The sequence below is a fragment of the Saccharicrinis sp. GN24d3 genome, from assembly GCF_052400645.1.
GTDB lineage: Bacteria > Bacteroidota > Bacteroidia > Bacteroidales > Marinilabiliaceae > Saccharicrinis.
In genome coordinates this window covers 457,744-469,823 of the sequence record NZ_JBQTGI010000002.1, presented here as the reverse complement: position 1 = coordinate 469,823, position 12,080 = coordinate 457,744, and the positions used below count along the sequence as shown (strand labels likewise).

Annotated in this window: 11 protein-coding genes; 2 read left to right on the top strand and 9 right to left on the bottom strand. The window is 38.7% G+C overall.

All coding sequences use genetic code 11. The features are described from left to right. Window positions 1-261: 261 nt before the first annotated feature. The 5 genes from ACT29I_RS04365 to ACT29I_RS04345 form a co-directional block, all read right to left on the bottom strand. Window positions 262-900, bottom strand: a complete 639-nt coding sequence (locus ACT29I_RS04365; protein WP_430931567.1) for an MBL fold metallo-hydrolase — start codon at window positions 898-900, stop codon at window positions 262-264. A 66-nt stretch (window positions 901-966) separates the two neighbouring features. Beyond that, the gene (locus tag ACT29I_RS04360; protein WP_430931566.1) at window positions 967-1,665 is read right to left on the bottom strand and encodes a YjjG family noncanonical pyrimidine nucleotidase; all 699 of its coding nucleotides are present in this window, start codon (window positions 1,663-1,665) and stop codon (window positions 967-969) included. A gap of 266 nt (window positions 1,666-1,931) precedes the next feature. After that, the gene (locus ACT29I_RS04355; RefSeq protein WP_430931565.1) at window positions 1,932-2,804 is read right to left on the bottom strand and encodes a Cbp1 family collagen-binding glycoprotein adhesin; all 873 of its coding nucleotides are present in this window, start codon (window positions 2,802-2,804) and stop codon (window positions 1,932-1,934) included. A gap of 45 nt (window positions 2,805-2,849) precedes the next feature. Further along, a complete protein-coding gene (rsmI, locus tag ACT29I_RS04350) occupies window positions 2,850-3,578 on the bottom strand; it encodes a 16S rRNA (cytidine(1402)-2'-O)-methyltransferase (RefSeq protein ID WP_444792741.1) in 729 nt (242 codons plus the stop codon). Between the two features lie 86 nt (window positions 3,579-3,664). Then, window positions 3,665-4,420, bottom strand: coding sequence for a hypothetical protein (locus ACT29I_RS04345; protein WP_430931563.1), 756 nt, complete (start codon window positions 4,418-4,420; stop codon window positions 3,665-3,667). Window positions 4,421-4,565: 145 nt separating this feature from the next. Between ACT29I_RS04345 and ACT29I_RS04340 the strand changes: the two genes are divergently transcribed. Both ACT29I_RS04340 and ACT29I_RS04335 read left to right on the top strand, forming a co-directional pair. Further along, the gene (locus ACT29I_RS04340) at window positions 4,566-5,144 is read left to right on the top strand and encodes a thymidine kinase (protein ID WP_430931561.1); all 579 of its coding nucleotides are present in this window, start codon (window positions 4,566-4,568) and stop codon (window positions 5,142-5,144) included. Window positions 5,145-5,149: 5 nt separating this feature from the next. Then, complete coding sequence (locus ACT29I_RS04335) at window positions 5,150-7,615, top strand: bifunctional UDP-N-acetylmuramoyl-tripeptide:D-alanyl-D-alanine ligase/alanine racemase (RefSeq protein WP_444792740.1); 2,466 nt, start codon at window positions 5,150-5,152, stop codon at window positions 7,613-7,615. A gap of 50 nt (window positions 7,616-7,665) precedes the next feature. On the opposite strand, the gene ACT29I_RS04330 is transcribed toward ACT29I_RS04335, so the two are convergent. The 4 genes from ACT29I_RS04330 to ACT29I_RS04315 all read right to left on the bottom strand — a co-directional run bounded on the left by ACT29I_RS04330 (window position 7,666) and on the right by ACT29I_RS04315 (window position 12,066). Next, on the bottom strand, window positions 7,666-8,376 hold the full coding sequence (locus ACT29I_RS04330; RefSeq protein WP_430931558.1) for a Crp/Fnr family transcriptional regulator: 711 nt from the start codon (window positions 8,374-8,376) through the stop codon (window positions 7,666-7,668). Between the two features lie 133 nt (window positions 8,377-8,509). Continuing rightward, a complete protein-coding gene (locus ACT29I_RS04325) occupies window positions 8,510-10,159 on the bottom strand; it encodes an NAD+ synthase (protein WP_430931556.1) in 1,650 nt (549 codons plus the stop codon). Between the two features lie 44 nt (window positions 10,160-10,203). Beyond that, window positions 10,204-10,869, bottom strand: a complete 666-nt coding sequence (locus tag ACT29I_RS04320) for a porin family protein (protein ID WP_430931554.1) — start codon at window positions 10,867-10,869, stop codon at window positions 10,204-10,206. A 207-nt stretch (window positions 10,870-11,076) separates the two neighbouring features. Then, window positions 11,077-12,066 carry a bile acid:sodium symporter family protein gene (locus ACT29I_RS04315; protein ID WP_430931552.1) on the bottom strand — a complete coding sequence of 330 codons (990 nt, stop codon included), beginning with the start codon at window positions 12,064-12,066 and terminating at the stop codon, window positions 11,077-11,079. Between the last annotated feature and the right edge of the window lie 14 nt (window positions 12,067-12,080).

The following is a 12,080-nucleotide window of genomic DNA, read 5'->3' as shown; positions in this document are numbered from 1 at the left end:
ATTCATTGTTCATTTGTTATTATGGGGATGTGTGTGGTGTATAAATCTCAATAGGTTTTCATGTAAAAATAAAATAATTTACTAAAACATATCTTTTATTTTTTAAAAGATTTTTGTAATTAAATATTAATGATGGTTATTCAGTTTAAAAATGGATGAGTTGGAGAGAAGATAAACATGGAAGGAGAAGGGATAGGGTGCAATTAAAGCTTGAAGAGAAATGCACTTGAATGAACCAAGGCATCTCCCTTTTTATTTCTTTTACAAAAACTGATTGTGCTTTTTTTCGTGTCCAATGGTGGTCGAAGGACCATGGCCCGGGTATACTACGGTTTCGTCCGGTAAAGTTAAAAGGTGTGTTTTAATTCCCGAAATAAGGGTATCAAAATCGCCACCAGGCAAGTCAGCTCTGCCAATACTTTCTCTAAACAAAACATCGCCTGCAATAACTGTGTTTTCATTTTCCATATAAAGGGCCACTCCACCGGGAGAGTGCCCGGGAATATGTAACATTTTAATGGTTGAGCCACCGAATTCAATCACCTGCGCATGTTGTAGGTATCCTTTTAGTGCTGGCGGGTTTTCTTTTATTGCAAATCCCATTTGAGTCGCATAAGGCACTGTCTGTTCAATCCAGAACTCATCTCCCTGATGTGCCTCGGCCCCCAGCTTGAAGTGTTCGCAAACAAAACGGTTTCCAAACACATGGTCCAGGTGCAAATGCGTATTCAATAATCTTACCGGTTTAAGATGGTTATCCTCTAAATACGAAACCAGATGTTGCTGTTCTTCATCTGTTAAGCAGCCGGGGTCAACAATAATGCAATCTCCATTTTCGGCAGCGATTATGTATGTGTTTTCTTGCCAGGGATTGTAAGTTAGCGGGTGAATTTTTAGCATAATTATTAGTTAATAAGTCACGGAACATTAGTTAATAGTCATTACGTTTAAATTACTAATGACTAATCATCCATTGACTATTTGTATGATTTGTTTTAAGTCAGAAATCTCGTTCATCAGTTGTCGGTCGTGTTTGTTTTTGTTAGGGTTGAAAAATACATAATCCAATCCAAAATTAATAGCACCGTCGATATCTGTGTCCAGATTATCGCCAATAATCAAGCATTCTTTCTTTCTGGCATTGGCACTTTTTACGGCATACTCAAAAAATGCGGTTTTAGGTTTTGAAGCTCCAATAGTTTCAGATATAAATATCTTAGAAAAATAATGCTGTAAATTACTGTTCTTTAGTTTTACAAATTGCACTTCCTTAAAGCCATTGGTAATAACGTGCAAGGTGTATCTTTGTTTAAGTTGCTCCAAAACTTCTTTTGTATTTGGCATTAAGGCTGTTTTGGTGGGGCTAACGGTAATGTAATCTTGGGCAAAACGCTGTGCGATAGATTCGTTGGTTATTCCTACTTCTGAAAATGGCGTGTAAAACCTGTCAAAATTCAAATGGTTTTTTGTAATTTTTCCTTTCCTGTATTGCGTCCAAAGTTGTTCGTTATGTTGTTCGTAACGTTCATAGAACGCTCCAAAACTCCTAAAAGAATCGCTTAATTTGTATTTTTCATACAGCTCCTCCAGCGTTTGAACAGAGTTCGTCTCAAAATCCCACAAGGTATGATCCAGGTCGAAAAAAAGGTGTTTGTATTTTTGCATAATGCATAAATTTGGAAGCAAAGATAAAGTTATTATAAATAACTTTTTTTGATTGTCCACAGATTATACAGATTGACGCAGATTTTTAGTTTTATGGCAATGTCAGGATATTCTTCATCGAATGGTTATTATAATGAACTAGAATGACAGTTTTGGGATAAATCCATAAATACATAAACTCCGCGAATCGCGGAGTTTATGTATCTGATCTCTTCCCGCAATCCTGGGGGACAGGTAATCTAAAAATCTCTTTGTGTAGTCCTTATCTAATTTACTTGGACCACCATAAATTTTGAGATGCTCCAGAATGCTTCCTTATCTAATATTTTAACTGTCTTGGTATCTTCTTCACCATTAACCAGTTCATATGATCCTTCCGGGTGGCTGGTTAACATTTTAACTTTGGGGCGGAACAGTGGAATGTTTTCTACTTCCCGGATATCCACTTTTGTGAAATAGTCCTCGTTGAAATCTTCACTTAACACCTTTTGTTTTCCAAATAACGGAAGACCTTCACTTGAAATAACATTGTGTTCCTTTAATTCTTTTTTAGTGCCAAAGGCATAGTAAGCCGCATATAATTCAATTGTTGTAGAGTCGAGAACTTCTTGTGTGTTTTGTTTAACCGTTCTGATTGAATCGATCACCTCGGTCATTCCTTCCACAGTGAAATTAAGCGAAGCAATTTCAATATCCTTGGTGTTCAATTGTTCTTTCAACGCTATTATTTCAATACTCTTGTCTTTAAGCTGTCGGTTAAGGCGGCCTATCAGATTACTCATGTTCTTGTTTTCCAAACCTGAGGATTGTAGGTTTTGTTCAAGTTCGGCGATTTTTTCCTTGTTGGCTAACATCAGTTTGTAAATATCCTGAATGTCCTGATTGATCCTCCTTTGGATGTCCCTTGAATTTCCCTCGGGTGTTCCCATGTTTACATCAATGAGTTTCTCTTTTTCCTTGATTTCTTGAAGGTTCTGATCGATGGTCACTAAAGTGTTTACCAGGTCGTTCGTGATCTGTTGCTGTTCAATGGCAACGGAAACCAGCGAATCGTTTTGCTGCTCCAACGCTTTTTGCTTGGAAGTGTTGCAAGCAATAATTGCTATGGCCAATAATGGTACAATAAGTGTTTTTCTCATGATGTGTTGTTTATGATTGATTTAAAATCTAAATTAAATTAAGATTTATTTTTCATTAACGTTGACTTTGGCGTATTTATTTTCCTTTTTTCCGGCAGGCTTGTCCTCTTTGCCTTCCAGAACAATTACAATTTCGCCTTTTACGGTTTTGGCGGCAAAGTGTTGGGTTACTTCGCTTAAGGTGCCTCGTTTGTTTTCTTCATGTAGCTTTGTCAGCTCTCTGCTAACGGAAACTTTCCTTCCTTCGCCAAACACATCAATAAATTGTTCCAGGGTTTTAACCAGCCTAAAGGGAGACTCGTAGAATATCATGGTTCTTGTTTCTTCCGTAAGTGATCGCAGCCTCTTTTGCCGGCCTTTCTTTTGTGGTAAGAATCCTTCAAAACAGAATCTGTCGTTGGGCAGGCCAGAATTAACCAACGCCGGAACAAAAGCTGTAGCTCCGGGTAAACACTCTACATTCACCCCCTGATCAACAGCATGTTTTACCAATAAAAAACCAGGGTCGGAGATGGCAGGCGTGCCCGCATCCGAAACCAATGCCCCGTTTTCTCCACCTAAAATTCTTTGCACAATCATATCTGATGTTTTGTGCTCGTTGAATTTGTGATGGGAAAACATTTTCGACCCAATTTGAAAGTGTTTCAGCAAAAAACCTGTCTTACGTGTGTCTTCGGCCAAAATAAAATCTGCTTCCTTTAAAACAGTCAGCGCTCGCAGCGTAATATCTTCGAGATTCCCGATCGGGGTTGGTACTATATATAATTTGCCCATTATTATTTTCAGTGAGCAGTTAACAGTATTCAGAAAACAAATTATCAGCATGTACGGCTGACTGTTGACTGTCGACTGTTGACTGATTAAAACTTTCGTTCAATGTAACTAAAAAACGCCTTAGTGACTTCTTGTTCTTCGTCCCAGTTAAAATTCGATTGAATAAATGATTGGGCCGTTATAAAATCTGGCATATCGTTAAGTTGTTGTAGCGTTTGGTTTAATACTTCAATTTTACCACCAAACAATTCCCTTTGAAACATAAAACGGTCGTTAATTCCTAAACCTTTGGTTAGATCCTGGATGGGTTTGCCCTTGAGGGGCTTTTGAATAGTAGAGACCTGAGTATTGGCAATTAACTCGTTTACCGATTTTTTTTCGGAAACCAATGATTCGCCAATGGTTTTTGGATTATCACCCGGTTTGGCTTCTATATTTTCAAATTTTGAATCAGCCTGTTCGATTATCTCTGGTTTATCCTCCTTTGAAACGTCCTGGGGTATTTCAATGGCCTGCTTCTCTTCAGCAACAGTCTTTTTAGTAATCGGCTCTGGATTTATAATTTCCTTTGCAGGCTCTTCCTTTTGTTCAGGTTCAACAACTTGGGGTGTTTCTTCTACAGGTGTTGCCGCAACAGTCAAAGTTTTAACTGGTGCAGTAGTTGCTTCTGCCCCATTTATATGTTTAAGTAATTTAAATTCTTCGGTAATATTTGCGAGCTTACTTTCCGTTAAATCCAGAAATGCACCAGGGATATCTTGTTGACCATGAAATGATTTGACAAGGGTTTCTATTTCGGAAATATCTTTAATAATAATATTGAGTAGTGTTTCTTTGTCCATAATAATATCAATTCAAGCTCTTTTTTCTTATTTTGCAAAGTTAGTGATAATATCCAGTATTAAATACCAATATAAAAGTAGCAAGAAAAATACCAAAAACAGAATAGCTTGCCATCTTGATGCTTTTTTATTTTTTTATGATAAAATGTTTTTAGAGAACAAAATAAACAAAGAAGGAAAGCACGGTTGGATAGAAGTGATTGCAGGCTCTATGTTTTCGGGTAAAACAGAGGAATTGCTTCGGCGGTTGCGAAGGGCGAAAATAGCCAGGCAACAGGTCGAAATATTTAAGCCCCATTTAGATGTGCGTTATAGTGATGAAGAAGTTGTTTCACATGATGAAAACTCAATTCTGTCGACACCTGTGGAAACATCTGGAAATATTTTGTTGTTAACCGGAAATGTTGATGTGGTTGGGATTGATGAGGCACAATTCTTCGACCAAGGATTAACACATGTTTGTTCGCAACTGGCCGATCAAGGCATTCGGGTTATCGTGGCCGGGCTGGACATGGATTTTAAAGGTAAACCTTTTGGACCTATGCCTCAGTTAATGGCTTGTGCCGAATACGTGACTAAGGTACATGCCATTTGTATGAAGTGTGGCGATTTGGCACAATTTTCTCACCGTTTGTCTGACGAGGAAAAATTAGTAATGTTGGGCGAAAGGGTTGAGTATGAGCCTTTATGTCGCACCTGCTATTGTAAAGTCAATAAAAAATAATAAGAATGCAGGAATATCTCTTTAGTGAAGTAAGCCAGTGGATACCATGTAAGTCTATTGTCAATAATGACATGGTTTTTTCGAACCTAATTACCGATAGCCGCACAGTGGGTATTCCTGAAAAAGCGATGTTCGTAGCTATTTCCGGTCAAAACCATAACGGACATGATTATATTCCCTCCCTTTATCAGCAAGGAGTTCGCTGTTTTATGGTGGAGCGTGATTTTGATTATGCTACAGGACTGGATGGGGCTAATTTTTTGGTGGTTGAAAATACCTTGTTGGCATTTCAACAGTTGGTGGCCAAAAAAAGAAACGCATATTCTTGCCCGGTTGTTGGAATTACAGGAAGCAACGGCAAAACGGTTGTGAAAGAATGGATATCACAATTGATAGGCAATTCAAAATTAATAGTTCGTTCTCCCAAAAGTTACAACAGCCAAATTGGTGTGCCTCTTTCGGTATGGCAAATGGATGCGAAAACCGAACTGGGTGTTTTTGAGGCTGGGATATCCCAGAGAGGCGAAATGGAAAAAATAGCCCCGATTATTTCGCCATCGATTGGCGTACTGACCAATATTGGCACTGCACATCAGGAGAACTTTACCTCTCAACTCGAAAAACTAAAGGAAAAAATTAAGCTTTTTAAAAATAGCAGTACCATCATATTTTGTTCAGATTCTACTTTTGTTAAAAATGAAATTCAATCTGAATATGCAAACAAAAAGTTGTTTACTTGGGGGCGTGGAGATGAGGCTAGCCTGCAGTATTTATCAAAAAAAGCCAAAGGAACAGAAACCGCTATCCAATTACAGTATCATGCCCAGCAATATGAAGTTTTTATTCCATTTTCTGATGACGTTTCTTTTGAAAATGCCTTAACCGCCATTTCCGTTCTTCTAGTGTTGGGTTACGATTTTGAATATATATCAAAATCACTGAGGGATTTGGTACCCGTGGCTATGCGAATGGAATTAAAAGAGGGCATTAACAATTGCATAGTGATAAACGATTCCTACAATTCCGATTTATCCTCTTTGGCTTTGTCACTGGCGTTTTTAGTTCAGCAAAGTCGGGATAAAACAGAAAAGCGTACTTTGATCCTTTCGGATATTTACCAAAGTGGCATCGGGAACAAAAAGTTGTGTTTTCAAATTAATGAATTGCTAAAACAAGTAGGTGTTACTAAACTGGTGGGTGTGGGAAATATTCTTAAATCACATGCTTATATGTTTGATTTGGATGGCATATTTTATGACACTACAGAGGAATTGCTTCAAAGTTTGGTTCCCAATTCTTTTAAAAACGAAGCTATTCTCATAAAGGGTTCAAGAAATTTTGGATTCGAGAAGGTCTCTTCCGTACTGGAGATGAGACATCATCAGACCAGTTTGGAAATTAACTTAAATGCATTGGTGGATAACTTAAATTATTATCGCTCTAAGCTAAACGATAAAACCAAGGTCTTGGCCATGGTTAAAGCATTTAGTTATGGTAGTGGTTCTTTTGAGATTGCCAATGTTTTGCAGCATCAAAAGGTAGACTATCTGGGCGTTGCTTTTGCGGATGAGGGCGTTGAGTTACGTAAATCCGGGATTTCGTTACCTATTGTTGTGATGAATCCTGAAGCAAAAAGTTTTCCTATGATGTTAGAGCATCAACTTGAGCCGGAATTATATGGGTTTAAGGTTTTTAATCAGTTTGTAAACTTATTGGCAAAGGAAGGGATTTCAAATTATCCCGTTCATATAAAGTTAGATACAGGGATGAACCGTTTGGGATTTGTGTCCAGCGAAATAAAACAACTCACACAAGTATTAAAACAAACTCACGAAATTAGTGTAAAGTCTTGTTTCTCGCATTTAGTGGGAAGCGATGACGCTCAGTTCGATGAATTTACCCAGGAGCAGATAAATAGGTTTTCTGATTTAACAACACGATTGGAAAAAGAATTGGGATATTCTTTTATCAAGCATATTTTAAACTCGGCAGGTATTTTAAGGTTTCCCCAGGCACAGTTTAATATGGTTCGTTTGGGAATTGGCATGTACGGGGTAGGTGCAATTGAACAAGAAAATCTTAAGCCTGTAACCCGTTTTAAATCTTATATTTCACAAATTAAAAGCGTGAAGGCGGACGAAACTATTGGTTACAACCGTAAAGGAGTGTTGGCGTATGATGCTGAAATAGCCATAGTTCCCGTAGGTTATGCTGATGGATTAAACCGAAAGTTAGGTAATGGAGCGGGTAAAATGATGGTGAAAGGGCAATTGGCAGCCATTGTTGGAAATGTTTGTATGGATATGTGCATGATAGACGTAACAGGACTTTTGGCAAAAGAGGGTGATGAGGTAGAGGTTTTTGGCCCACACAACCCGGTAGAAAATATTGCGCAAGCCCTGGATACCATTCCTTACGAAGTGTTTACAAGCATTAGCAGAAGAGTGAAAAGGGTTTACTATTACGAGTAAGAATAACTTTTTTCATTAGATTAACAATTTTGCCTCTTAACTCCAAAGGACTAGCCCAATTTAGAAATCTTCTCCAATTTTTCGGGATCCAATATTCTAATGATTCTGCCATCAACGGTAATTACCTCTTCGTTCACGAAGGTAGATAAGGTGCGGATGGCATTGGATGTGGTCATATTGGAAAAATTGGCCAAGTCTTCGCGCGACAAGTACACGTTTAGGGTAGTGCCATCTTCGTCAAACCCGTAAATCTCTTTTAACACCAATAAGCTCTCAGCTAATCTTCCGCGGATATGTTTTTGGGTAAGTGTTACGGTTCTATACCTGGAGAAACCAAGTTCCTGCGCAAGGGAACGGATTATATTTAAACTAAATTTATGGTTGTTTTCCAAAAGCTCAAAAACAAGTGCCTTGGGAATATAAAATATAGTGCAGGGTTCAATAACAACTGCCGAAGCCACATGAGGACCTTCCGCAAAGAAAGCCCGATAACCAATAAAACTCGTGGGATTTGCCATGCGTACAATCTGATCTCTGCCACCAAACCCAAGCTTGTATACTTTCACTTTCCCCGATCCAAGGCAAAGCAAACCATCAGGGACTTCACCTTCCTGATAAATCACTTCATTTTTTTTGTAATGTATGGCCTTATGGTTGTGCAGTACTTTCTCTTTTTCTTCTTCCGTAAGTACATCGTAAAGCTGAGAAATGTCTTTGATGGTAGGTTCTTTGATTTCAGTTTTTTCGGCTCTTCTTGGCATATTGGATATGTTGTACAACATGTAAATTTCAGCCAAAAATAGAAAAAAGCCCACATACTCACAAGTAAAACAGGGTAATGCGGACTTTTTTATTTAATAAAGGTGGTTGAACCGTATTATTTCAACGTTGAAATTAGAACCTGGATACCAATGGTATTCTCCTGCCTAATCCAAAGGCTTTGGATGAAACCCTTATAATAGGTGCTGTTTGAAAGCGCTTGTACTCATTGATATTAACCATTCTGACCGCTTTTTTTACCACTGCTTCATCAAATCCTGCGGCAATAATTTTTGCAGGAGATTCATTTTTTTCGATGTAATTGAATAAAACCTGGTCCAATACATCATAGTCAGGTAGAGAGTCGCTGTCCTTTTGGTCGGGACGAAGCTCTGCAGATGGTGGTTTTACAATGGTGTTTTCTGGTATTACTTCATCGTTTCGGTTAATGAATTTTGCCAAAGCAAACACATCGGTCTTGTACACATCACCTAAAACGGAAAGCCCGCCATTCATGTCGCCGTATAAAGTACCGTACCCAACAGCGGCTTCACTTTTATTGGAAGTGTTTAATAAGATATGTCCAAATTTATTAGACAGTGCCATGAGCAAGGTTCCTCGTATTCTGGCTTGAATGTTTTCTTCTGTAACATCAGGATTTAAACCTTCGAACAGGGAGGACATTGTGCTGTCAAAACTACCCACTATGTCCTTAATAGGGACAATGTCGTATCGGATACCCAGATTGTTGGCCAGATCTTCCGCGTCCTTAATAGAGTGATCCGAAGAATATTTCGAGGGTAAAAGAAGCACTCTCACGTTTTCCGGACCAAGCGCACGCGCGGCAATAACTGCAGTTACGGCAGAGTCGATACCACCGGACAGCCCCAATGTGGCTTTTTTGAAACCCATTTTCTCAAAATAATCCCTAACGCCCAATACCAACGCATCGTGAATCATATCCAGTTTTTCCTTTGGAACCGGTTCTATCACATTGGCATGCTCAATGTCTTCCAATTTGCAGTACTGAATATCTTCACTAAAGGAATTAAGCTGATTTACAATTTTACCCTGGCTGTTTACCACCAAAGAGCTACCGTCGAAAACCAGTTCGGTATTCGCACCAATCTGGTTTACATAAACAAACGGTATTTCGTTTTTTGCAGCCTTGTTTCTAATAATTTGCTGACGAATCTGCCCTTGATTGTAGGAGAATGGAGAGGCTGCAATGTTTACCACAAAATCGGGGTTGAGCTGTTTTAACTCTTTCATTGGTGACTTGGTGTACAACTTGCTTTTTGCAAAAGAATTGGCCACAGGTTGCTCATCCCATAAATCCTCGCAAATCGTTAATGCTATTTTTTTGTCCTTTACATCAATCAAACTAAACTCGCTATTAGGCTGGAAGTAACGGTACTCATCAAACACATCGTAGTTGGGCAGTAGCGTTTTATGATGAACTGATTTTATCTTGCCCTCACTAAGTACATATGCCGAGTTAAATAACTTCTTTCCTTTTGGTTCCGGGTTTATGCTGGGGCAGCCTACAATAGCGATAATGTGCTTGCATTTTTCGGCAATCAGGTCAACCTGTTGCAAGCACTGTTCTACAAATTCTTCCCTTTCCAGCAGGTCGAGCGGGGGATATCCGCAGACAGCTAGTTCGGAGAATACGATCAAATCACATCCATCATTTTGTGCTTTTTCGATGGCTTCAATAATTTTTTTGGTGTTGGATGCGAAATTTCCAACATGGTAGTTCAATTGAGCAAGCGCTATCTTCATTTATTAGGAACTTATGAATTATTTCTTGGTAAGCGGTAGTGTTTTTAAAATATGACTCCAAAGTTAAACACCAGGCGGTTCAATATCGTTTTATCGTCAATGGTGCCATTGTCAGTTATATCCGAAAGACCTTGGTTGTATGTCAATCCAAATTTCAAATAGGCGTCACCACCCACCGAATATTGCATGCCACCTCCAAATCGGTAGCCTAAGTTAAAAAGTTTTACTTCATCATTAATGTTTTTACCAGATCCATCATTGGTTTTAATGTTGACCATCCCTGACAAGCCAAAAACGCCATAGTAACTGGCACGCTGAAAATCACTGGTCTGTAACTTTAAGGCAAGTGGTACTTCAAGGTATTTTAACCTGTATTCCAGTGTTGAATTGGCATCGTAAGCAACTTCTTCTCCTCCCACATTAAAATCAATTGGATTTTTATAACGTAGTTTGCCACCTGTTGTGTTAATTGTTAATCCCGTTGAGATAGCATAGTTTTGGGCAAAGAACTTATCCATTTCAAAGCCAAAATTGTACCCCATCAAATTCCCGTTTCCATCGGCGGCAGTATTGTCCGATTTCAACCAACTGATTTGGGGACTAAGTACAAAGGCAAACCTGTAATCAGATTCTCTGCCTGACCTGGTTTGCGCAAAAATCGTAGATGCAACAAGTAACATCAATATGAGCAGTAAGGTTGTGTTTTTCATCTCTTAAATTTTAGCTAAACCATGATAACCAGTGCGTATTTCAATCGTGTGCTTGTTTATGACCTGATTATTTGCTCCCTGCCTATGGCGGACAGGGGACGTGTCGGTTTCATGGTATAATGATTATTTGATTAGTTAAAAATATTGCAAACTTAATAAATTAATAGCGATTAGCTTTTAGCCATGGCATGTTTTAGTAGTAATCGATTAATACTCCGGTTCCTTTGTTACATTCTCCGCTCTTAAGCCAAAACGCCGGGCGATAAAACTTATTGCAATCAATTGCAGCGAATGATATACCATTATCGGGATAATGAAGATTCCTTGCGAAGCCATGTTTTTAAATAGCACGTTTGCCATTACCGAACCATGAATCAGCGACTTTTTGGAACCACAAAACAAAGCCGTAATCTGATCCTCTTTCGAGAAGTTTAGTCTTAGCGTGATAACAAATACAATACCATAAATAAGGGTGAACGTGCATATGATTATTACAACCGTTGTAATTAGGTGTGATAACTTAATGTCATCGAAAACATTGGCGACAAAGGATTTGCCAAAGCTGTTGTAAACAATCATAAGGATGATACTTTTATCGAACAAGGTTAAATACCTGCCGTATTTTCGGGCAGTGTTGCCTAAATATTTATTTAGTGATAGTCCCAGAATTACAGGGCATAAAATTTTCAGTATTAAGCTGGTCACAATTCCCGCAAGGTCGAAATCGCTTTCCGCCGTGTGCATAAATAAACCCATCCAAAGGGGTGTAATAATAATACCAATTAAGCCGGAAATACTGGCGTTAAATATCGCCCCCGGTATATTTCCTTTGGCAATAGATACCATGACCACCGATGAAGATACGGTAGACGGGAGTGCTGCCATAAAAAATAATGCCAACCAAAGTAAATGGATTTCTTCTGTTTTTACCAATGGGCGTAAGCAGATCATTAACAAGGGGAATAATGCAAAAGTCGTTAGCTGAACCAAGATATGAAGTCTGAAATTCGACAGTCCTTTTGCCATGTTCCTGGGGCTCAGTTTCAATCCGTAAAAAAAGAAAATCAGCGAGATTCCAACGGATGTTGCGGTTGTGAGTTGGATGGGGCTGTTCTCATCTCCAATACCAGGATACAGATAAGCGAGTAGTATCATGCACAGCAAGCCAACAATAAATCCATCTATCTTTTTGAGCATTTTGTTTTGTTTGC